The 22,964-nt window shown below is 45.1% G+C and carries 23 protein-coding genes; 15 read left to right on the forward strand and 8 right to left on the reverse strand.

Annotated features, from left to right (window positions below):
- Positions 1–172: 172 nt before the first annotated feature.
- From IE164_RS03895 to IE164_RS03940, 10 genes are all read left to right on the forward strand, one after another.
- Positions 173–1,228, forward strand: a complete 1,056-nt coding sequence (locus IE164_RS03895) for a sensor histidine kinase (protein ID WP_189628866.1) — start codon at positions 173–175, stop codon at positions 1,226–1,228.
- Positions 1,225–1,965 (forward strand): LytR/AlgR family response regulator transcription factor, encoded by a 741-nt coding sequence (locus IE164_RS03900; RefSeq protein WP_189628867.1) that lies wholly within the window; start codon positions 1,225–1,227, stop codon positions 1,963–1,965. The genes IE164_RS03895 and IE164_RS03900 overlap by 4 nt, the downstream gene beginning before the upstream one ends.
- 174 nt (positions 1,966–2,139) lie before the next feature.
- Entirely contained in the window at positions 2,140–4,302 is a 2,163-nt protein-coding gene (locus IE164_RS03905) for a TonB-dependent receptor (protein ID WP_189628868.1), read from the forward strand.
- Between the two features lie 10 nt (positions 4,303–4,312).
- A complete protein-coding gene (locus tag IE164_RS03910) occupies positions 4,313–4,750 on the forward strand; it encodes a DUF2141 domain-containing protein (protein ID WP_189628869.1) in 438 nt (145 codons plus the stop codon).
- Between the two features lie 109 nt (positions 4,751–4,859).
- Positions 4,860–5,504: a hypothetical protein gene (locus IE164_RS03915; protein WP_229838511.1), complete on the forward strand. Its 645-nt coding sequence runs from the start codon at positions 4,860–4,862 to the stop codon at positions 5,502–5,504.
- Between the two features lie 12 nt (positions 5,505–5,516).
- A complete protein-coding gene (locus tag IE164_RS03920) occupies positions 5,517–6,206 on the forward strand; it encodes a hypothetical protein (RefSeq protein WP_189628870.1) in 690 nt (229 codons plus the stop codon).
- 20 nt (positions 6,207–6,226) lie between these two features.
- Positions 6,227–7,252, forward strand: coding sequence for a sensor histidine kinase (locus tag IE164_RS03925; protein ID WP_189628871.1), 1,026 nt, complete (start codon positions 6,227–6,229; stop codon positions 7,250–7,252).
- Complete coding sequence (locus IE164_RS03930; RefSeq protein ID WP_189628872.1) at positions 7,249–8,007, forward strand: LytR/AlgR family response regulator transcription factor; 759 nt, start codon at positions 7,249–7,251, stop codon at positions 8,005–8,007. Before IE164_RS03925 ends, IE164_RS03930 begins: the two co-directional genes overlap by 4 nt.
- 22 nt (positions 8,008–8,029) lie before the next feature.
- On the forward strand, positions 8,030–8,755 hold the full coding sequence (locus IE164_RS03935) for a hypothetical protein (protein WP_189628873.1): 726 nt from the start codon (positions 8,030–8,032) through the stop codon (positions 8,753–8,755).
- A gap of 89 nt (positions 8,756–8,844) precedes the next feature.
- Entirely contained in the window at positions 8,845–9,450 is a 606-nt protein-coding gene (locus tag IE164_RS03940) for a YkgJ family cysteine cluster protein (RefSeq protein ID WP_189628874.1), read from the forward strand.
- A 331-nt stretch (positions 9,451–9,781) separates the two neighbouring features.
- Here IE164_RS03940 and IE164_RS03945 read toward each other — a convergent pair whose 3' ends face one another.
- Positions 9,782–12,118: a M1 family metallopeptidase gene (locus IE164_RS03945; RefSeq protein WP_189628875.1), complete on the reverse strand. Its 2,337-nt coding sequence runs from the start codon at positions 12,116–12,118 to the stop codon at positions 9,782–9,784.
- 11 nt (positions 12,119–12,129) lie between these two features.
- Positions 12,130–12,711, reverse strand: coding sequence for a HupE/UreJ family protein (locus tag IE164_RS03950; RefSeq protein WP_189628876.1), 582 nt, complete (start codon positions 12,709–12,711; stop codon positions 12,130–12,132).
- 83 nt (positions 12,712–12,794) lie between these two features.
- Between IE164_RS03950 and IE164_RS03955 the strand changes: the two genes are divergently transcribed.
- Genes IE164_RS03955 through IE164_RS03965 form a run of 3 tightly spaced genes read left to right on the forward strand, consistent with a single transcriptional unit; the run spans position 12,795 to position 14,615 of the window.
- A complete protein-coding gene (locus IE164_RS03955) occupies positions 12,795–13,292 on the forward strand; it encodes a DUF6702 family protein (RefSeq protein ID WP_189628877.1) in 498 nt (165 codons plus the stop codon).
- Positions 13,289–14,122, forward strand: a complete 834-nt coding sequence (locus IE164_RS03960) for a DUF3298 and DUF4163 domain-containing protein (RefSeq protein ID WP_189628878.1) — start codon at positions 13,289–13,291, stop codon at positions 14,120–14,122. Before IE164_RS03955 ends, IE164_RS03960 begins: the two co-directional genes overlap by 4 nt.
- Positions 14,106–14,615, forward strand: coding sequence for a YceI family protein (locus IE164_RS03965; RefSeq protein ID WP_189628879.1), 510 nt, complete (start codon positions 14,106–14,108; stop codon positions 14,613–14,615). The genes IE164_RS03960 and IE164_RS03965 overlap by 17 nt, the downstream gene beginning before the upstream one ends.
- Here the strand turns inward: IE164_RS03965 and IE164_RS03970 are convergent.
- Positions 14,605–15,192, reverse strand: a complete 588-nt coding sequence (locus IE164_RS03970; protein ID WP_189628880.1) for a 2'-5' RNA ligase family protein — start codon at positions 15,190–15,192, stop codon at positions 14,605–14,607. The genes IE164_RS03965 and IE164_RS03970 overlap by 11 nt on opposite strands.
- A gap of 131 nt (positions 15,193–15,323) precedes the next feature.
- Here IE164_RS03970 and IE164_RS03975 point away from each other — a divergent pair, with 131 nt between their 5' ends.
- Positions 15,324–15,827 carry a hypothetical protein gene (locus IE164_RS03975; protein ID WP_189628881.1) on the forward strand — a complete coding sequence of 168 codons (504 nt, stop codon included), beginning with the start codon at positions 15,324–15,326 and terminating at the stop codon, positions 15,825–15,827.
- A 100-nt stretch (positions 15,828–15,927) separates the two neighbouring features.
- Positions 15,928–18,459 carry a M14 family zinc carboxypeptidase gene (locus IE164_RS03980; protein WP_189628882.1) on the forward strand — a complete coding sequence of 844 codons (2,532 nt, stop codon included), beginning with the start codon at positions 15,928–15,930 and terminating at the stop codon, positions 18,457–18,459.
- A 134-nt stretch (positions 18,460–18,593) separates the two neighbouring features.
- Here IE164_RS03980 and IE164_RS03985 read toward each other — a convergent pair whose 3' ends face one another.
- Genes IE164_RS03985 through IE164_RS04005 form a run of 5 tightly spaced genes read right to left on the reverse strand, consistent with a single transcriptional unit; the run spans position 18,594 to position 22,848 of the window.
- On the reverse strand, positions 18,594–20,507 hold the full coding sequence (locus IE164_RS03985) for a hybrid sensor histidine kinase/response regulator (RefSeq protein ID WP_189628883.1): 1,914 nt from the start codon (positions 20,505–20,507) through the stop codon (positions 18,594–18,596).
- Positions 20,504–20,986: a Rab family GTPase gene (locus IE164_RS03990; protein WP_189628884.1), complete on the reverse strand. Its 483-nt coding sequence runs from the start codon at positions 20,984–20,986 to the stop codon at positions 20,504–20,506. Before IE164_RS03990 ends, IE164_RS03985 begins: the two co-directional genes overlap by 4 nt.
- Positions 20,979–21,821 carry a cell envelope biogenesis protein OmpA gene (locus tag IE164_RS03995; RefSeq protein WP_189628885.1) on the reverse strand — a complete coding sequence of 281 codons (843 nt, stop codon included), beginning with the start codon at positions 21,819–21,821 and terminating at the stop codon, positions 20,979–20,981. The genes IE164_RS03990 and IE164_RS03995 overlap by 8 nt, the downstream gene beginning before the upstream one ends.
- Before the next feature lie 9 nt (positions 21,822–21,830).
- On the reverse strand, positions 21,831–22,214 hold the full coding sequence (locus IE164_RS04000) for a hypothetical protein (protein ID WP_189628886.1): 384 nt from the start codon (positions 22,212–22,214) through the stop codon (positions 21,831–21,833).
- Positions 22,215–22,218: 4 nt separating this feature from the next.
- On the reverse strand, positions 22,219–22,848 hold the full coding sequence (locus tag IE164_RS04005) for a peptidoglycan-binding domain-containing protein (RefSeq protein WP_189628887.1): 630 nt from the start codon (positions 22,846–22,848) through the stop codon (positions 22,219–22,221).
- Positions 22,849–22,964: the final 116 nt, after the last annotated feature.

Consider the following 22,964-nt stretch of genomic DNA (forward strand, 5'->3'; position numbering starts at 1 on the left):
TCTTTTATTTATCCTTCTCTGAGCTAATCTGCCAACAGGCGGGCTCGTTTAAGGGGCTTTTTTGGAAGGTGCTAAAGCAAGTTCGGCACACCGTGCTGAATCGTTTGAAAGAGCTTTTTGATTAAAACAGGTTTCTAAATTTTACTAAATTCCGCCTTCGGGCGGTTTTTTTATGCAGCATCCCTTTTTAAAAAACAGAAACTTCATTCCCTATTTGGGCACCTGGTTGCTTGTGGCCTTTGTTTTTGGTTTTGCCCTGTATAATTTCTACGGGCTCGACTGGCAAACCGCATTGTTAGACTCATTGGTATTCAATGCTCTTTTTATGGGGCTTGGGCTGGCTTACTGGTTCAATGTGCGCTATAGCACTTTCGATAAATCTCAACTGGTAAACCAATTGGTGAGTCACTTAGCAGCAGCAGCTATTTCCATAGTAGTTGGTGTGGTAGTGTTTAAGTTTATTATACTTTCTCTTATTCACGATGAGTTCTATGAAGAGTTCCTTACCTCTTCTGTGCCGTTGAGAGGGGCACTGGGAGTGTTATACTATGCCATTGTGGTGCTTATTTACTATCTCATACTTTACTATGACGATCTTAACACGCGATCTAAACAACAGGCACAGCTAGAGACTATGCTCAAAAGCTCGGAGCTGGAAATGCTCAAGTCGCAGATAAACCCCCACTTCATATTCAATAGCCTCAATTCCATTTCCTCACTCACTCTTATTGCCCCCGATAGAGCCCGGGAAATGGTGATAAAACTTTCGGACTTTCTTCGCTACTCTCTGGGTAAAGAGAATGACCAGATGAACACCGTTGAAGATGAAATCAACAATATCATGCTGTATCTGGACATTGAGCGAGTACGGTTTGGCGAGCGACTAAGGGTAGAAAAGGAACTGTCTGATGAGGTAAAACACAACAAACTGCCTAACCTCATCCTTCAGCCACTCTTTGAAAATGCCATAAAGCACGGCATATATGAGAGCCTTGGAGAAATTACCATTCAACTGAAGGCCTGGAGAGAGGGCAGCCTGCTCAAAATTCAGGTGAGCAATGAGTATGACCCCGAAGCCGTGTCTAGAAAAGGAAAAGGAATAGGTTTGAAGAACGTGAGAGAACGGTTGGCACTTATTTACGGAGTGAACCAGTTGGTGGAGGTTAGCAAAACAGATGGTATTTTCACGGTACGTTTAGACATTCCTCAAACAACAGCGGATTCATGAAGGCAATAATTATAGATGACGAAAGCCTGGCCAGAGAGCTCATTAAGGCCTATCTCAAAAAGTTTGATCAGATAGAAGTGATAGCAGAGTGTGCCGATGGGTTTGAGGGACTTAAGGCCATTCAGCAGCATGGCCCCGACCTTATTTTTCTGGACGTTCAAATGCCCAAGATTACGGGCTTTGAAATGCTGGAGCTTATAGATAATCCGCCTGTGGTTATTTTTAGTACCGCGTTTGACCAGTATGCCATAAAGGCTTTTGAGCTGAGTGCAGTAGATTATTTGCTTAAACCCTATTCCGAATCGCGCTTTGAAGAAGCTGTTAAAAAAGCCATTGCCAGAGTAGGTCAGCAGTCGGAGCAAAAACAAAAGCTCGATAAACTGCAAGAAAGCCGGGCTGAGCAGGATACGCTCGATCGGATGGTGGTGAAAACAGGCAACAAAATTCAAATTCTCTCGCTCAAACAAATACATCATTTCGAAGCACAAGACGATTACGTGGCCATTCATTCCGATCAGGGTAAATTTCTCAAACTAATGCGCATGAAAGCCCTGGAAAACGGATTACCTACCGATGACTTTGTGCGTATACACCGCTCCCACATAGTCAATGTAAAGCACATAGAGAAACTGGAGCTATACGAGAAAGACTCCTATATACTCTACCTCAAAAATGGCCAGCAACTACCAGTGAGTAGAAGCGGGCACAGTCGCTTAAAAGAGGTACTGAGGTATTGAACACATATAGAAAAGCTAAAACTCTGTATGAGTTACTGACAACGCGTATAATTAATTTACCTTCCCAACAGCCCCACTTTTACAACTCATCCTCCTAATACTACGGTTCAGTAAGAGATTTTTCCCTGACCCCAAGGCTTAAACCACCTTTGGTTTATCAAAAGCCCAACGGTTATGAAAAAATTCACAACACTGCTCTTCTTTCTATTGGTAGGAACAGCCTACGCACAAACTACCATAGAAGGGAGGGTTTTAGACAAAATGCAACAGACAATACCCGGAGCTAATGTTTACATTAAGAATAGTTTCGATGGTGCCGTAAGTAAAAGCGATGGTCAGTTTTCTTTTAGCAGCACTCTCGAAGGTAAACACGTTCTGGTGGCCAGTTTTGTAGGCTATAAAACCCTTGAACTGGATGTAGAATTGAATGGTAACCCGGTGCAAGTAGAGCTTGTGCTGGAAGAAGTTATTAATAAGCTTGATGGCGTAACCATTACGGCCGGAGCTTATGAGGCCAGCGATGTTAAAAAGGTAACAGTACTAAAACCTCTCGATATAGTGACTACCGCCAGTGCTGCTGGCGACATTATGGGAGCTATAAATACCTTACCGGGAACAGCCACTGTAGGCGAGTCGGGACGACTCTTTGTAAGAGGAGGCGAAGGCTACGAAACCAAGGTGTTTATTGATGGTTTGGAGGTTAGAAATGCCTTTGGAGCCACCGTGCCCAATGTGCCTACACGAGGAAGGTTTAGCCCGTTTTTGTTCAAAGGAACAACTTTTAGCACGGGCGGTTATTCGGCCGAATTCGGACAAGCCCTCTCCTCCGTATTGGCCCTTAACTCCAACGATTTACCCGATGAATCTCAGGCCGATATATCACTGATGTCGGTAGGAGCCGATGCTGCCTACACCAAGCGTTGGGAGAACACCAGCCTTTCTGCCAAAGTACAGGTGACAGACCTAAGGCCTTATCAGGATTTGGTAAAACAGAACTTTGATTGGGAAGAAGCTCCAAACGCCACCGTTACGGAGTTGGTATTTAGGCATAAGGTAAGCCAAACAGGCCTGCTTAAAGTGTATTTCAATACCGATCAGTCAGACTTCATTATTCGCCAGACCAATTTAGACAGCCCGGACCGAAAAGATACGCTAGACCTTGAAAACAAGTACTTATACCTAAACGCGAGCTACCGCGATGTACTCAGCAGCAGGTGGTCACTGAAGAGTGGAGTGTCGCTCACGAGCAACAAAGACTTTCTGGCTTTTAACAGCCATCAGCTGGCAGGCGAGGAGCTGGGTATGCATTCCAAAATAACTCTTCAGTGGGAGGCTGCCGAAAAGCTTTCCATCAACATGGGCTCCGATTGGTTTAGCCGTGAATACCTGAGAAGGGTAAAACCCGTGGGTGAGGGTGCTTCTAAAACAAGCTTCAAAGAAAACCTGCTAGCCAATTTTATAGAGGCCGATTACTTTGCTTCCAACCGGTTTGTAGTAAGAGTTGGACTTAGAAATGAGTATACCAGCCTTACCCATCAGAACTTTCTGAGCCCACGGGTGGCCATGTCGTATAAGCTCAATCAGGAGGGTCAATTCTCTTTGGCTTATGGCCGTTTTGTACAAGCTCCCCAAAACGACTACAGCGCTATTCAACCGGCTTTAAGACCCGAACAGGCTACACACTATATTCTCAACTATCAACACATTCGTAACAACAGAATTTTCAGAATAGAAACCTACCTGAAGAACTATGACAACCTGGTGAAATTTGGCACCGAACGCGATACTAACCCAAACAACTACAACAATATGGGCGAAGGTTCTGCAAAAGGGTTTGATGTGTTTTGGAGAGACAATGAAACCCTAAAGAATACAGACTACTGGGTGTCTTATTCTTATGTGGATGCCGAACGCAACTATCAGAACTTTCAGCAAAAGGCAACCCCATCATTCATTTCGTCTCATAACCTATCGGTGGTTATTAAGCACATGATAGACCCCCTTCGCACTCAGGTGGGGGCCACATTCAACTATGCTTCGCCAAGGGCCTATACCAACCCTAACAAGCCCGGCTTTCAGAATAGTCAAACACCCAGCTTTCAAGACATTAGTGTGAATGCTGCAGTACTTATTAAGCAAAACATTATTCTCTACTGCTCTTCCTCTAACCTGCTGGGGCGCGAAAACATATTTGGTTATGAATATGCCAGCCAACCTAACGGACAAGGCGTATACGAAGGCCGCCCAATAGGGCAGGGCGCCAGACGGTTTCTCTTTGTAGGCCTATTTATTACACTCACTAAAGATCAGAAAAACAATCAGTTAGATAACCTTTAAGTCAAAAATTATGAAAACAGTATTCACCATTCTATTAAGCATTATGCTTGCTTTGCCTACTACCCCCACACAAGACAATGGCTATGAACTCACGGTGCAGGTAGAGGGCATCAGAAACCGCAACGGATATATTGCCATAGGACTCTTCGACCGCCATGGCGATTTTCCCGAAGGCGATGGACTTCAGTCCAAATATGTAGAAGTAAAAGGGTCTAGTGTAGAAGTTGTATTTAAGGGACTCAAAGAAGGAGAGTATGCTATTGCTGTAATGCACGATGAAAACGGCAATGAGGAAATGGACTATGCGCAAAACGGAATGCCCAAAGAGGGCTATGGCTTTTCGCTCAATGCCGAAGGAGAAATGGGACCGCCCAGTTTTGGTGAGGCATCTTTTAAGATCACGCAAAATACGGTTCAGTCCATAGACCTGATTTACCTACTTCGGTAAGCCTGAGATTACTCTACTCTACAGTTGGTCAGTAAAAATCAACAGTTCAGTAGCCTTCTTTTTACCAGCCTTTTATACCTCATTAGTTTAGACTCATAATAAAAACAACATGAAAAAGATTATACTCATTATCGGGCTTGTTGTAGCCACAGTGGCTCTCAAAGCTCAAAACCAACAAGCATACCAGCAGGCTATGGGCAAGGGTCTGGGTCAACTGGCAACCGCTCAAACCCTGGAAGAACTGCAAGCAGTTGCCGCTCATTTTGAGCGCATAGCTGCGGCCATGCCAGACCAGTGGCACCCGCATTACTATGCCGCCCTGGCCAACATCAATGCTTCGTTTAGGGTTGAAGGAATGGCTGAAAAAGACAAGTATACCCAAAAGGCCCAGGCCTTTATAGATGCGGCCGATAAGGCTTCTCCGGATAACTCGGAAGTAGTGGCCCTGCAAGGCTATAAATACATGATAGAGCTTTCGGCCGACCCTGCCAATCGAGGACAGTCATTATCACAAAAAGCCATGCGATATTTTGGTAAAGCTTTGCAGATAGACCCCAAAAACCCAAGGGCCAATATCTTTTTGGCCCAAATGGAAATGGGCATGGCTCAATTTTTTGGTTCTTCTACAGAAAAGGCCTGTGGCCAGGCCAGCCAGGCACTTAAACTCTTTGAGAGCTCTGGTTCAGCACAGTCGTTTGATCCTGCATGGGGGAAAGAAGTGGCCGAAGAAATAGTGAGCCAGTGTGGCAAATAGATTTTTGAACCCATGGAAAAGGCCTTAATAATATCACATGTGGTGGCCGGTAGTGCCACCCTTCTTTCGGGCTTGCTGGCTGCCTTTTTGGGAAAGAAAGGTGGCTGGTGGCACCGCTTGTCAGGCCGGGTATTTTACTGGTCTATGTTCTGGGTGTTCATTAGTGCCATACTGCTCATTTCTTTTGTGCGGTTCAGCGCCTTTCTAATGGTGATAGCCGTATTTAGTTGGTATATGACTTTTTCCGGAGTTCGCGTGCTGATGTTGAGAAAGACGCTTCAGCCTCTTTTTATAGATTGGCTGGCCGCATGCCTTACCATGGCCTTTGGTCTGTTTAGTATGGGGTTGGGCCTTTACTACCAGTGGCAGTATGAGTGGGCTTCAGTATTGGGCTATTTGTGCCTGTTTTTTGGCTTCTTTACCATGCAAACCGGTTGGCTCAACTTTAACGGATTCAGAACTGTGCATAAGGCAGAAAAAATGTGGTGGTGGTTTGCCCATATGAACTCCATGTGTGGGGCGCTTATAGCCAGCATTACAGCTTTTTTGGTTCAGAACGGAAGAGCCTTCGACCTGCCGTCATCTATGAGCTGGGTGCCCTGGGTGTTTCCTGCTATGGTGGGGTTGCCCTTAGTGTCTTACTGGGCCAATAAGTATCGAAAGAAATTTAGAGTCGGCAAATATGCCGTTGGCAACAATTGATTTTTAGTTAGATTTATCGGATGGGCTACCTACAAAACCTGAACTGGAAGACCGAACTTAGAAACACCTTTCTTATTTTCTTCTTCGGCTCATTTACCTCATTTCTGTGGTGTTTCAGTTGTATATGGGAAATAGAAAAAGAAATTTTCTCTATGACCTTTACCGGGCTCATGTGGGTGTTCTTGTGGCAGGGAAACGGCCACCTTTCCGATTACCTGAGTTCTAAAATCTCCTGGCTCGAAAACCCACTCAAACGGTTTATCTGGGGCATTGTGGGAGTACTGGTTTACTCTCCTGCTGCGGTATACTTTCTGTACCTTATGGCATTGTGGACCTTGAACATTAAGGTTGACAACGTAGGCACAATAGCCCTTATTTCTATCGGAATTACGTTTGTCATTAGCTTTTTTCTCAATGCTGCGGAGTTTTTACGCAACTGGAAACAAACCGCGCTCGATGCCGAAAGGCTAAAGAAAGAGCAAATGGCTACCCGGTACGAGTCACTTAAAAACCAGGTAAACCCACACTTTCTGTTCAATTCACTCAACGCACTTACCAATCTGGTTTATGAAGATCAAGACTTGGCAGCCGACTTTATCCGGCAGTTGTCCAAAGTATATCGCTATGTGCTGGAAACACGATCTAAGGAGGTAGTGAGCCTTGAAACAGAAATGAAATTTGTAGAATCTTATCTCTTTCTGCAGCATATACGCTTCGATGACAAGCTAAGGGTTGAAGCCAGCGTGAGCGGTTTTGAAAACCGGATGCTACCGCCTCTTGCTTTGCAAATGCTACTAGAAAATGCCCTTAAGCACAATACCATAGCCAAAGATGAACCGCTCACCATCTCCATTAGAGTAGAAGAAGACATGCTGGTGGTGGAGAACAATCTGCAGATTAAGAATATTCCTACTGAAGAAAGCTCAGGAATGGGCTTGGCCAATATTAAGGCCCGCTACGAGTTTTTGAGCGACAAGCCCGTGGTGGTAGAGAAAACAGAAAGTTATTTTAGGGTTAAACTTCCACTTTTAAGCATTTCAGAATGAAGGTTTTAATTGTAGAAGATGAGTCTATGGCCGCCAAGCGGCTGTCAGCCCTGTTGAAGAAGATGGAGCCGACAGTTGAAATACTTGATCAACTAGACTCCGTTAAAACAGCCGTAAAATGGCTTAAAGTCAATGAAGCGGATCTGTTGTTCTTCGATATTCAGCTGGCCGATGGCTTAAGTTTCGAGATACTGAATCAGGTGAGCGTTAAAGCACCCATCATATTTACCACAGCTTTCGATGAGTACGCCATCAGGGCGTTTAAGGTCAACAGCATAGACTATCTGCTCAAGCCTATAGACCCCAAAGAACTGGAAATGGCATTGGCCAAGTTTCATAAAAACTTTGAAGACAAAAGCCCTGTTGTTCCCAATATGCATATGCTCCAGGAAGCTATGAAAATGCTCTCCAGGCAATATAAAGAGCGCTTTGTGGTGAAAGTAGGGGAGCACATTCATACCCTTGCTGTAAAAGACACAGCCTATTTTTTCAGTCAGGAAAAAGCCACCTATTTGGTAACGGAAGGTGGCAAACGATACATCATTGACTTTACTCTGGAAGAAGTGGAGGGTCTGGTAGATCCGGATGAGTTTTTTCGGATCAGCCGTAAATACCTTGTCTCAATGCGAGCCATAAAAGACATTATTACCTACTCTAACAGCCGCTTGCGCATTATGTTGAGGCAGGCAGACGACATGGATGCCATTGTGAGTCGCGAAAGGGTGCAGGATTTTAAAAAGTGGCTTGATCGGTAGACGATAAGCTCTATTTTCGTGTATGCGTATAGGCTTGGTTCTCTCTTTACTCTTATTCTCATCCATTCTTATAGCCCGCCAACAGCCCTCTGGCACGTGGGTGATGGCCTACAGCAAAGCCCGCCAACCGGTACTTTCGGCCACTATGGAACAAGGCGAACTTGTTTTTGACAAAGGCACTCCTTTCGACTCTTCTGAGGTGTATACTCCCGGCCTGATGGTACTGCAGTTTGGAGATGCCCGAACAGCTAAAAGCTACTCCTGGGACGGCAACGAAAACTGGCGATGGCGGATAATTCAGGATAGTCTGCTGATGTTTGGACAGAGGGATACCCTGTATGGTCGGTTAAGTACAGATGAAATAGTGCTTAGCTCTACTATAGACGCTGTGCCTACAGAATACACTTTTCTCAAAGTAGAAAGTGGTTTGAGCCTAACTACTCTGCCTGCAAAAGCTCAACTAGAGCTCTCGATCGATGAACATGTGTTTGATGGACAGCGGTGGCTGTTTCAAAAAGACACAGTTTACGCGGTGAACATTGCCCCTCCGGGACAAGAGCTTTTTTTAACAACTCTGGAGCCGCTGCAAGTGGTTGAGTATGCAATAGATAAAGCCCATGGCAAAGTAGAGTTAGGCATCATTTACCTGTTTCAGGAAAAGCGCAAGCGCTATGTGGGCTTGTTTTATCCGGTGGTAGACGACTTTACACGCCCAAAAGCCAGGCGGCTGAATTTTCGGTTGAAATAGAAAAAGCCTTTAAGCTTTAGGTTCCTCAAACAATTCTCTTGCGTATTCAATTGGCCTATTGAAAAAGCCAATATATTTGCGCGCTTTTTATGTCGGTTGTTCGCAAGGTGAGGGCAGTAGAACGGGTTTTTGCTGCACTCGATATCGAGATCAGGTCCTTTCAGAAGACTACCCAAATCAACTGCCTGGCAGGCTGCGGCAAATGTTGCTTTAAGCCTGATATTGAGGCTACCCCTCTGGAGTTTCTTCCTTTGGCTTTCGACTTATTTTTGACCAGACGCATTGATGAAGCCTATGCCCAGTTGGCCAATGCGCAGCCGTATTGTCTTCTGTTTGCACCTAAGCCGCTCAGCCTGGACAAAGGCAGTTGCAGCCAGTATGTACACAGGGGGCTAATTTGCAGGCTTTTTGGCTATTCGGCCATGAAAGGAAAAAACGGAGAGCCTAAGTACGTTACGTGTAAGATTATTAAGGAGTCCCAGCCGGAAAAGGTGGCCCATGCGCAGGCCTTGAGCATTCAGGGCAACGAAGTGCCAATGATGAGCGACTATTATTTTAGAATCCGTTCCATAGACCCAGACTTAGGCACACACCGCTACCCAATCAATGAGGCCATTCGAAAAGCTATTGAGTACGTAATGGCCTACTATGCCTACCGTAGAAGACCTTCTTTGAAAAGAAAGCTCATTGCTTAATTTTTCTATTACCGGGTGAGCTCCGGTTGCATAGAGGCATGGCGCTATACAGGAGAGGAAACTATACTATGTTTCCATTCAATTTCTCCCAATAGTTTTCAGAGGCTTTCCTGGAGTTATTTCAATGAATTGGGAGAGTTACCGAATAAAAAAACGAGGGTGTCTTAAAAAACCTTTAAAACTCGTCATTCTGAATTTATTTCAGAATCTATGAGTTGGATTATCAGCGATATAAAGACCCTGAAACCTGCCTTTGCCGCGGGCAGGCAAGTTCAGGGTGACGCTAACTTGGTTTTTAAGACACCCCCGCTCAATATCGGTTTAGGTGTTTTTAGTTGCCTCCGTTGGCTCTTTGCATAGGGTTAGAACCAGTAGACTGTCCTCTGGCTCCACCACCGCCCCAGCGGAACAGCTCAAATCGAGAAGGCTTGCTTACTCTCGGGAAGTAGTTATTGTCTTCATCCGTATCGGCCGTTTCTCTGTAAGGATCCAGTCTAATTTGCACCACCTCTTTATCTTTCATAAAGGCTTTGGTAATGTGCTCTTCGTTCTTTCTCCATATATAGGCCGGAATTCGCTCCACTTCCTTAGTACCATCCACATAAGTCCACTCAATGATTAGCGGCATTACCAGTCCGCCTTTGTTGGTAAACTCAATTTCGTAGAAGTTTTTATTATCGCCCAACAGTGCTCTCTCTTCTGCCGAAAGGGAGGCTGTAAATCTCTGATAAGCTCTTTTCGCCTCTTCGGTTACTTCAAACTCATCGTAAGTATGGTAGAAGTCCTGAAGTTTGGGATCTTCCTCCACTAAGAACTTCATTCCTTCCTCGCGGTTTCGACTATCGGCTATATCGGTATTTTCCAAAGCGTCTTCGGCAGCAGCAATGGGATACTCGATTTCCGGGTTTTTGGTGTCTAGCTTATACCATCTCACGTTTTCAATGGCAATGTCTACATGGTCTATGGTGAAGTACCAACCTCTTATGAACCAATCGATATCTACCGCAGAAGCGTCTTCCAGTGTTCTGAACAAGTCGTCAGGAGTTGGGTGCTTGAAGGCCCAACGCTGTGCATATTGCTTAAAGGCGAAGTCGAACAGTTCGCGACCCATAATGGTTTCGCGCAGAATATTGAGACCAGTGGCTGCCTTGGCGTAGGCATTGTTGCCAAAACCTATTATGTTTTCTGAGTTGGTCATAATGGGTTCCAACTGGTCTTTGGGCAGAGCCATATAAGGCGCAATTTTATAGGCAGGTCCTCTTCGGTGAGGGTAGTTGTTGTCAAACTCCTGCTCTGTCAAATACTGAACAAAAGTGTTAAGCCCCTCATCCATCCAGGTCCACTGGCGTTCGTCAGAATTCACAATCATAGGGAAGAAGTTATGCCCTACCTCGTGAATAATTACACCAATAGCACCCCATTTGGTAGACTCTGAGTAGGTACCGTCAGGCAAAGTTCTACCATAGTTAAAGCAAATCATTGGATACTCCATTCCGTTCGAAGCCTCTACAGAAATTGCCACAGGATAAGGATAAGGAATGGTGTATTTAGAATAAGTTTTGAGCGTGTGAGCTACTACTTTGGTAGAGTAACGCTCATAAATACCATAGGCTTCTTTGGCGTAGTAAGACATAGCCATTGGGTGCTTTTCGCTGCCTTCAATGTCTACAGCCATGGCATCCCAAACAAACTTTCTGGAAGATGTCCAGGCAAAGTCTCTCACATTTTCTGCCTTGTAGTGCCAGGTTTTAGTGCCTGAAGCTTTTTCCTTTTCATTGGCTTTGGCTTCTTCGAGAGTTACAATTTTCACCGGTTCATCGAAGGTTTTTTGAGCCTGAGCCCATCGCTTCTGTTGCTCTGCGTTGAGCACTTCTTTAGGGTTTTGCAACCAGCCGGTTGAGCCAACAATGTGGTCAGACGGTACTGTCATTTTCACATCGTAGTTTCCAAAGGTGAGGGCAAACTCACCACGGCCGGTAAACTGTTTGTTGTTCCAGCCCTGAAAGTCGGAGTAAACCGCCATGCGTGGAAACCATCCCGTAATGGTATAAATATAGTTGCCGTCTTCCGGAAAATACTCATGACCACCACGTGCTCCCGATTCGTTTCTAGGGGTGGTGTTGTACCACCAGCGAATGTTGAACGATATTTTCTCGCCCGGTTTAAGTACCTGAGGCAAGTCTATTCGCATCATAGTTTGGTTGATGGTGTAAGGCAACTGGCTGCCTTTGGCATCAGTAACCTCTGTAATATGAAATCCCCAGTCGTTGTCGTGCCCATCAAGAGCGTCAATTTGGTCATAGGTCATTCTGGGTCTGATGCTGCTTTCGTCAAACTTGTATGAATCGTTGTCCGGATGTCTTACGTTTTCGTCCAATGCCAACCACAGGTAGGTCAGCGGATCTGGCGAATTGTTAAAGTAAGTAATGGTTTCGTAGCCATCCAGTCGTTGATTTTCATCATTCAGGGTCGCTTCAATTTTGTAGTCGGCCCTTTGTTGCCAGTACTTGGGCCCCGGAGCTCCGGAAGCACTTCTGTACATGCTGGGGTCGCGCAGCATTCGTTCTAGCTGCTCAAATCTTTTTCCGTGGTTACTGTTTACAATCTGGGCAAAAGCACTGCCTCCCAGTATACAGAAAGCCACCAAAGAATAGATGATTCTCTTCATGTTAGTTTAGTTTACCAAAATTTAGTTTCGATCATTAAAATGATGGCTATCCCGGCCACTGCCGATGATACAATCATGTTCCAGTCGCGTCTAGCCACGTTAAACAACCCCACAAAAACAAATGAGGTGATTATAAAGAACACCACTATTAAAATTTGCCCCAATTCGAGGCCTACATTAAATGCCAAAAGCGGTGTAAATATGTTTTCTTCTCTGCCCAAAAGGCTTTTGAGATAATTGCTGAACCCTAAGCCATGAATGAGGCCAAAAAATAGCGCATAGAAATAGTTGCTATTGAATTTAGAAGGGGCAGAACCATGTTTTTTGAACAGGTTGGAAACGGCAGTAATAAAAATGGTTACCGGAATAAGAAACTCAATAATGTCGGTTCTGAAGTTAACAATGTTGAGCGTACTCAGGGCTAGAGTAATGGAGTGGCCAATGGTAAAGGCCGTTACCAGAATAAGTACTTTTTTCCAATCCTGAACAACGTAAATAGCACACAATGCAATGACAAAAAGAATATGGTCATATGCGTTCTGGTCTATGATGTGTCTATAGCCTACCTCGAGATAAGTGCCAAACTGGCTCATATTTTCATATCAATGTGTCCAACAACTTCCTAGGAATGCAATAATAAAGCTTAATTTTGAATGGGCATAAAAAAGTATTGTTCATGCAATTGAAGCTTACACATTTGGTGTTTTTGTTGATATTCAGTGGGTTTCATCCTTTTCATGTGAGTGTGGTAGATGTCGAATACAATGCGCAGGCAAAATCTATACAGGTAAGCCAGCGTATATTTTCAGACGATCTGGAAGACGCACTGGCTGATTTTCACGGACTTGAGTCGGTTGATACCGTAGATCCGCAAGATGGGGCACGGCTAGATAGCCTTATTGGCAGCTACCTAAAACAAAAGGTTTTCTTTGTGGTGAATGGAAAAGAAAAGAGCATTCATTATGTGGGCTCGGAACTGGAGGGCGATGCCCGCTGGTGCTATTACGAGATAAAAGGTGTTGAAGCTCTGAAAGAAGTGGAGCTGTCTAACCTTGCACTAATGGATGTGTTTGACGATCAGCAGAACATTGTTCATTTTAAAGTGAGGGGCAAAGTTTACAGCTATCGTCTCGATAAAAACAGAAACATCAAAACCTTTAAATTTAATCAGTGAAGAGAGTATTCTGCTTTTTCGTATTGACGGTCTTAGTGGCTGCGTGTTCCTTCGAAAAGAAAGCCCCGGAAAACACCCCGCTTGAGCCGAAGGCTATTCGCAAGTTTGTGAACTACGAGATTTCATCCTTTACAGAGATGATGGGCCCTTGCAAAAGTGACAGTGCTCAAAGGCAATGCCTTATTTTTCAGGTAGAGTTTCCGGTAATTACCGGTCTTGTGCCTCAGTCTGTGGCGGAGAAGCTCAATTACCATATAGAGAAAGACATTCTCTCTTCGTCATTTATTAGCAACAAACCGGGCAGCTTTAAAGAACTCAAAGAAGAGCTCAATGCAGACTATACAAGCATGATCAGCGATTTTCCTGATTATAATAATGCCTGGGTTTTTGAGGTGAATAGCGATATTCTTTACCAAGACAGTCTGTTCATTAGTGTAGCCACCACGGTATATTCCTACACGGGAGGAGCTCACCCCAACTCTGGCCAGGTGTATAGAAGCTACGATTTGCGCACCGGAGACCCCATTACCCTCGATCAGCTACTGGTAGAAAACTACGAGGCCAAACTCTATCCGGCAGCCGAAATTGAGTTTCGCATGACCCGCGAAATACCTCCTGAAATGAGCCTTCAGGAAGGGGGATTTTGGTTCGATGAGGGGCAGTTTAGCCTCAATGAAAACTTTGCGATCATTAACAAGAGCCTCGTTTTTTATTTCAATCCCTACGAAATAGCCCCATATTCTGTAGGACCTACCGAGCTGGAGTTAAAACTGACAGACTTTGTAGACCTTATAGCAGACGGCAGTGTAATTGATGGGTATAAGAATTAGCTTTTTCCTGCTATATATGGCCTGCGCTTCTCTTCAGGCACAGGAGCTTGAGGTACGCTTTGCCATAAACAATGCCGGTATTCCAGTAGAGGGCACTTTTCGCAGCTCATCCATTCAGTATATGTTTGATAGACAGCAGCCTGAAAGCGCCTTTTTTAGAGCAGAGGTAGATGTTGCATCGATAGATACCGGCATAAAGGCTCGCGACAGGCACTTGCTCAAGCCCAAGTATTTTGATGCCGGGAACTACCCGAAAATGACTTTTAAGTCGACCAAAGTGTACAAGCAAGGTGCTGATTATATACTGGAGGGTGAGCTTAATATAAAAAACACCATACGGCCAATAACCACCCCTTTGTTGATAAGCCATGGAGATGGAGGACAGAAAGAATTTTCGGTTTCGTTTGTGCTGAACAGGCGCGACTTTGGGGTGGGGCGCAACCATCTGATTTTAGGCGATGAAGTTAGAGTTTCCATAAAACTCAGAAACTAAACTCCTCATAGGGCAGCCATCGACTGCCATTGTGTTTTAGCAGCCAAAAACTTTTTACATCAAACTCATCCTTAAAGACTCGCGATGCATAGACGGGCCAGGCTTCTGTAAAGTGAGCTTTTTTGAGATCGCGAAAAGCCACCGTAATGTGTGGATGAAAACCCCCGGCATGAACTGCATGAAACAGGTGCAGTTTTCTTTTTGTGGCTTGCAGTAAGCTCTCGTTCATTTTCATTAAAGGAGGGCAAGGCTCCGGCTCGATAAAAATGGTGCGAGGCTCAAAAGCCCCAAATCCATTGAGCGTAATAGTAAAAGGCTCAAACGGACCGGCCGAGCGGAGGGCTTCAAACAACCTGGCCTCTTTGGCTTCGCGCCACTGAAAAGGCATGTGGAATGTAATATGTGGAGGAGAGCGAAATGCAGCCTTGCAACCGTAAGCATCGGCAAACTCTTGCTTAATGCTATCTATTTTATCGCATAACTCTAGGGGAGGTATTATGGCCAGAAAATATCGGTACTCGCCTGCTTTCAATTCCGGGAATGACTTAATGGTTTTTTGCTGAAGCTCACTCTTCAACAACGAAGTTATAAAACCCGAACGTTTTATTACATTTCAGAATGTATTGTACATAAGGAGTTGCCTGATACCAGATGTAAGGCCATTGTTGGCATGTAATTTGACTACAGGCGTTTGGTAAATTTCCCTATATGTTGAAGGCTTTTTGTATTGCAGGCACTCTTGTATTTTTTCTTTTTCTGGTAGCCTGCCAGTCAGACGATGCCCCTGTGGCTGAGCTCAAATTTACCAAAGACCAACTACAAACATTACATGGAGAAAGTGGCCGCACCTGGAAGGTATCGGTGGTTTATGAAAACTACAGCCAAACCGAGTTTAGCCGCTTTAATAATTGCTACAAAGACGACCTCTACACGTTTAGCAGCGATACCACTGCGGTGGAAGTGAGCCTTGGAAGTGTACGATGCTTTTGGCCTGACGCTACTGCGGAATCGGCCACTGTAAACTATACGTATGACGAGCAAAGCGGGCGGGTATTTCTTGAGCATGGAAGGGCAGAGCAAAACGGAGGCTTTTTCTATTCACACTTTTTTGTAATGGAGCTGGTGGAACTTTCAGAAAACAGGGTGTTTTTCGCTTCTGGTGAGAATGGTCGTTACTCCAAAGCCATAGTTTTTGAACCCTCTTCTCCTTAAACATTTGGAGCGTTCGGTATAATCAATCCGACCAGTTGCCCATTTCAGTTTTGTGAGCATTACTTTTTAGAGTAAATTCCAAGCCTTTAACAAATCTGAAATGAAGAAATCTGCAATTTTCACGCTACTATTTTTACTCTCCGCATCACTTTTTGGGCAGGGTATAAAGAGCCCTAGTGAGTTTTTAGGCTACGAGCTAGGTACACGTTTTACCCCCAACTATAAGGTCGTAGACTACTATGAGCACGTGGCTTCTCAATTGTCTAACGTAAAGCTCCAAAAGTATGGAGAAACTAACGAGTTGAGACCACTCATTGTGGCATACCTGTCGGCTCAGGAAAACATTGACAACTGGGAACAGATAAGAACAGACAACCTGAAGCGAGCCAAGTTGATGGATGGTGAGCCTTCTGGTAAAAAAGTGGGTATTGTTTGGTTGAGCTACAATGTGCACGGCAATGAGGCCAACTCTACCGAAACCGCAATGAAAACCCTCTATGAACTGGCTCGACCAGACAACGCCAAGTCTAAAGAGTGGTTGAAAAACACGGTGGTTATCATGGATCCATGCATTAACCCAGATGGCCGCGACCGCTACTCTAACTGGATCAACCAGGTAGCAGGCACCACCCCTAACCCTCGTCCCGAGGCGGCTGAACATAGCGAGCCATGGCCCGGAGGAAGACCCAACCACTACCTCTTTGATTTGAACCGCGATTGGGCCTGGCAAAAGCAAATAGAGTCTCAGCAGCGCATGAAGCTCTATAACACCATTTTACCCCACATACATGTAGATTTCCATGAGCAGGGAAGTAACAGCCCCTACTATTTTGCTCCGGCTGCCGAGCCTGTTCACGAACAAGTAACCCCCTGGCAGCGTCAGTTTCAGGAGATCATTGGTAAAAACCACGCCAAATATTTCGATGCCAATGGCTGGTTGTTCTTTACCAAAGAAAACTTTGATATACTCTATCCAAGCTATGGCGACTCTTACCCAATGTATAATGGTGCCATAGGGATGACTTACGAGCAAGCCAGTAGCGACCTGGCCATTCTTACCGATGAGGGAGATACCCTTAAGCTTTCCGATGCCATTGCCCACCATTTTACAACCGGAATGTCTACCGTAGAAATTGCTGCTCAGTACAACGAACGTATGGTAGATGAGTTTGCGGCCTACTTTGAGAAAGCCACAACCGACCCTAAGGCCAAGTATAAAACCTACATTATAAAGGGAAACAATCACCCCGATAAGCTCAAAGCTCTGGAGGCTTTCCTAAACAGGCATCAGATTCGGTATGGGGTTTCCAGTACTAAAAAGCCGGTTTCGGCCTTTGCTTACAGAACAGGAAAGAACCAAAACGTTTCGGTTCAGGATGGAGATATCGTGATTTCTACCTACCAGCCCAAGGCCGTGTTGGTGCAGGCCTTTTTTGAGCCAGATACTTACGCCAGTATTACAGATACTTATGACATTACCGCATGGGCTGTTCCTTATATGATGGACCTGGAGGCTTTTGCCACCACCGAAAGGCTGTCTGTTTCTGAAGGCAAACCAATGTATGCGGCTCCGGAAATGCAGCTGGGAGCTACTCCTGCTGCCTATTTGGCTAAGTGGGAAACGCTGGAAGACGCTAAGTTTTTGGCCGAAATTATGAAAGCCGGAATTAAGCTACGTTTGGCAACAAGCCCCTTTAGTGTGAACGGGAAAGAATATGCGGCAGGAACGCTCATTATTACCAGAAAAGGAAACACGCACATGGGTAGCCGTTTCGATGAAGCGGTAAAAGCAGCTGCGCAGAAGTTTGGCCGATCGCTTTACTCAACACCCACCACTTTTGTAGATACGGGAAAAGACTTTGGCTCTAACAACGTGCCTTTCATTAAGGCTCCTACTATTTTGGCACTTAGAGGCGAGGGGGTTTCTTCGCTCGGTTTTGGAGAGTTCTGGTATTTCATGGAACAAGAGTTGAACTACCCAATTACCATGGTGAATACGGATGATTTTGGCCGTGTAAATCTGGATGACTACGATGTAATAGTAATGCCGTCTGGTTCTTATGGTCGAATGTTAAGTGAGAGCCGAATGGAAGAGCTTACTGCCTGGATTCGTGGAGGCGGCAGGGTTATAGCCATTGAAAGAGCTATGAATACTTTTATGGGTAAAGGAGGCTTTAACCTGAGCCGTTATGCTTCTGATGCTGAGCAAAAAGAAGCTTCCAGACAATCGGATGAGGAGAAAGAGGCTATTGCTCTTACCCCTTATGCCGAGAGAGGTTCAAGGTTTGAAAGCTTCAGGCTTCCGGGGGCTATCTTTAAGCTAAAGGTAGACAATACCCACCCATTGGGCTACGGATACCCTGATTACTACTTTACACTGAAAAATAACGGTAGCCGATATGCCTATCTGCCAAATGGCTGGAATGTGGGCATCATTGATTCGGAGGCAGCGTATGTGAGCGGAGTAGCTGGCGAAGAAGCCAAGAAGACCCTGGCCAAGTCCATGGTATTTGGTGTGGAGAATGTGGGCCGTGGTGCTGTGGTATATATGGCCGATAATCCACTCTTCAGAGCTTTCTGGGAAAATGGTAAGCTGTTCATGGTGAATGCCATGTTCTTTGTTGGCCAGTAAGGTATAATTCGTAAAACTTTGGCGGCTGCCTCAGCATTTTAGACAGATGTGGGGCAGCCGTTTTGTTTGTAATATGGCCGGTGATTCTTAGCCCGAGTGAGGCAGTCCGGGCAGCTTAAGGTTTTGGAATAAGACTACTGTAATTCTTCTTTCTGTCTTTTCAGGTCGCTGAGTGCGGCCTCTATTCGGTTTGCAAAGCGCAAAACTTCCTCTTTGCTTAACCGTTGTTCGGCAACAAGGTCATAAAGCCTGTTGCGTTCTTCCAGCAAATCGGGTATTCCCAGATAGCCGATGCTCGGTTTTACTTTGTGAAGCATTTTTCGGCAGGTTTCATAATCGGGCTGGTCCAGAGCTTCTTTGAGCTTCTGTAAGTCTTTGGGCAAGTTTTCCATTATGGTTTCAATCAGGTCTATAAGGAAAGCCAAGTTGCCCTGAGCCGAATTCTTTAAGTGTGTTAAGTCTACCGATTCGTTCATTGTGTTGTGTTTAGGTTTGGCCATGTCTCTTATTTTAAGAGCCAGGGTTTTGGGGTTGGCTGGTTTCACCAAATAGGCCCATTGCGATATGCTTGAAAGTTCCGGGTGCTTATTTTGAGCATCGCCCGATAAAAATATGATGGGGACTTGGCGGTTGGGCCCTGCCGTTGTTCGCAATTCTTCAATGAGGCCTGCCGAGTGATCATCGCCCAGATGGAGGTCGCACACAAGCAAGTCGTAGCTTTCAGACCAAAGCAGGGCTTTCAGATCGGGCAGCGTTTCTACAAAGCGGGCCGATAGCCCCCAATTATCGGCATATTGCTTGAGCATCATGGTGCTCATGGCGTCATCTTCTGCAAAAAGTACCCTTAGGTTTTGCAGAGAGGCAGCCGAGGGTTCTTCCAGATAGTCGCGGGTGGTATACTGAGTAACCTCTCCCGGCTTACAGTCAATAGAGAACCACATGGAGGTGCCTTTGCCCAATTGGCTCTTAATTTTCAGGTGCCCCCCCATTGTTTCAATAATTCCCTGGGCAATACCCATACCCAGCCCGGTGCCACCATATTCATAAAAGCTTTGTCCTTCTACCTGAGTAAAGGGTTCCAGAATTTTAGCAATACTTTCCTCGCTCATACCCACACCCGTATCGTGCACAGAAAATTTGAGGCGAAGCGACTTGGCTTTTTGGCTCACCGGTTCTACGGCAAGGGTAACGCTCCCCGAATGGGTAAACTTTATGGCATTGCCAATGAGATTATACAGTACCTGGGAGAGTCTGATGGGGTCGGAAACAATAATTTGCGGTACTCCTGGGGCAATGGTGGTTTCAAGAACTATTCCTTTTTCCTGAGTACTCAGTGTAAAGCCTCTTACAATAGAGTCGAGAATGTCTTTTAGTTCAAAAGCGAGTTCTTCGAGTTGTAGCTTGCCTTCTTCAATTTTAGAAAGATCGAGTACATCATTGATTACATGGTTGAGGTGTTGCGATGTGGCCTTTAATGCATGAAGCAGGCTGGGCACATCCTGACTCTTGGTGGTTTCCAGTAGCTTTACCAAACCGGTAATGCTGTGTAGTGGGGTGCGCATTTCGTGGCTAACCTCAGCGAAGAATCGCTGCTTAAATTTTTGAATCCGCAGCAATTCATCGTTTCGGTAGGCTAGTAGCTTCTTTTCTGCTTCCAGGTACTTCTGTTGTATGGCCAACACTTCTTCATTGATGGCCGCGTTGTTGCGCGATTGCTGAACGGTGAGAATTTGTTCTCGTTCGTGGCTTCGGTCTACTATGAACCACAACCATTGCTTGGCCGATTTTCTCTGAAAGGTAATGGAGAAAAGGGCTTCTTTCTGTTCGTGCCACTCTACCAGATCGAATACCAATGGTTCGGATTGGAGACTTTTTAAAACGTCTTGCAGGCTCAATAGAAAGTCGAACTGTTCGAACAGAGGAACGGATTTGTTTATGGTGAGTAGGGTATTGCAGCTTTCGCTTACCAGCCCCTGCTCATCGAAGAGCACTACCTGGCACTTTGGCCCAAGTTGCTCTAGCTTAATGGAGTCTAGCCGCTCGCTCATACCACCATACGTTCAGTAAGCCTAATAAATGCTTCTTCTACGTACTCTCCCGTTTTGGCGCTAGTAGCAATAGCCTTAAAGGGGAGGATTTGCTCTTGTACATGCTGCCACTCTTCTTCAGATACCAGATCTCGTTTGTTGGCCAGTATTTCTACGGGAACACCGGGCAATAATTCCTGAATGGCTGTAAGCTCGGTAATTAGGTCTTGATAAGACGAGGGCCGGCTTACATCTATCACGTACAACACTCCGTGAGCTCCCAGTCTGTAGCTTTGTGGTACTTTATGCTGAGCATCTTCTCCGGCAATATCCCAGATAAGCAGCGTTACCATTCGGCCATTGAGAGTGACGGTCTTCTTATCTATTTTTACACCAATAGTGGTAATGTATTCTTCTGAAAACTGACTGTGTACAAAGCGCCTGACCAGGGAGGTTTTCCCTACTCCAAAATGGCCAACAAGTATTACTTTCTTATTCATTCAGTTCTTCAAAATCCTGGAAGTGTTCTTCCAGTCCCTTCTCAATCATTTCCGGTTTTACGGGCTCTTCTGATCCTTTTCGGGCTTTTTTAAGCACTTTTTCGGAGAAGCCCAGAAGCTCATCGTCTACCTTATCTTTAAAGGCACTGCTAATGGTGCCGGTGCATACTACGGCAATAAAGAACGATTTAAAGCTTTTGATTATGATCTTATGGTTTTGATAATCTATACTTTCAAGCTCCTGAGAGTCTGACTGGAAGGCGTCTTCTACAAACGATTTAATGGCTGTGAGCATTCCGGCAACCATGTCGCGATCTAGGTTTGGCTTTTTTGAGTAGCTACCGAGCAACAGGCCTGAATTTTTTTCGATAACGTGTATTTCATAGATTTTCGGCTCAATCACTTTAGATAGAATAACGTCTTTTTGTGAGGTGCCCGAAAACCACGCCTTAATGCGCATCTTCCAGCCTTCCCAAGAGAAGGCCAATTCCATTTGGGCATCTATTTTATCAGAGAGCTTCTGAATTTCACTGGCAATGTACTTTTTAATCATTCGGCCAATGATGGGATAGAGTGCCTCTACCACCTCATCTTGCGACTCTTGTATTTGTTGTTTAATGGATTTGGTAATTTCCGGGCCATAAACCACCGGAAACTGTTGGTAAAACCGGTCGGCTTCATCTTTAAGTATGGGCTGAATTTTTTCTTCGAGCCGCTCCCGGTTATTGAGTTGGTCGGTGAGGTCTTCCAGCTTATGGGCAAGCTCTTCCCGTTCTTCCCAGTCTTGCTCCAGGAGAATTTTTCGAAGTTGCTCAAAGCCCGGTCCCCGACTCATAGAATGGTGTTATTCTGCAATCTGTTTGCCCATTTCCTGTAACAGAGTACCCAGAAGTTTACGGTTAAGTTTGCGGTCTTCCAGGTCGGCCACAGTTTCGTCCATGTCGGCTCTGAGCTGCGTTACTTTCTTGTTCATATCGCTTCTTAGGTCCTGAATTTCGTTGGTAAGGGCGTCTTTGGTTTGGTTAATGAGTTTGTTGAGCGCATCGCGTGTTTCGTTGAGCTCGCTTTCTATTTCGGTACGGGTTTTCTTAATGAGGTTTTTAATCTCATTGAACTCGTTGTCGTACTGTTGCATGTTCTCTCCAAAAATGAGCTGCTTTACAGCTTCTATTTTCGGATCACTTGCCGGGTTGGCAGGTGCTTTAGGGGCTTCTTCTTTCTTTGCCATAGTATTATTTCAGTAAAGTTTTTAAGGTCTTTTCATCTACCTCGCCAGAGGGGTAAAGGTTGTTGTTTTTCTGAAACTCGCGAAGTCTGTTTCGGGTAATGGTGCTAAAAATACCATCTTGTGGAATACTATCGGCTTTGCTATTAATAAGCCTTTGCAGTTCCCACACGTCTGCTCCGGTATCACCAATTTTGAGCCCTACCAACGACTGGTTGCGGCTTAGCGCAATGTCTTCAGGACTTAAGTTGTATTCCATCATCAGTCTTATTTCGTCCGTGCTGTAGCCCTGGTCTCTTAGCCGTTTCGATCTTTCCAGTTTCTTTTCCAGCCAAATGACGGTTTGCAATAAGGTATTGTAATAGTCTGTGGCTTGAGTAGACTCAAAATCTTCTCGATCCATGTACCGCACGTCTATGCCATCGTTGTTCCATAGCGAACGGGCATAGCTGCCTGCATCGAGAGCGAGCTTATAATATTGCTGTATTACGGTTGAGTCGTAAAATTCAGTGTCAATGGCATCAGATATTTCATAGTCGTAAGCCGCAGGGGGGTTGAACCTGCGGTCCTTGAGGTATTGAACCGTAATATATGAGGCCAACCCTAAAAATAAGACGAAGAAAATGAGCCGTTTCATTAGAGTGTCTTTAGATGGATTAGCAATAAAAATAAAACAATTTATGGTAGCACCAGCCGAATAGGCCTGAGGAAAGGAAAAAGGCATAAAAAAACCCCGATTCCGTGAGCAGGAAC

Origin of the sequence: Roseivirga thermotolerans, from assembly GCF_014653175.1 — a bacterium.
Lineage (GTDB): Bacteria > Bacteroidota > Bacteroidia > Cytophagales > Cyclobacteriaceae > Roseivirga > Roseivirga thermotolerans.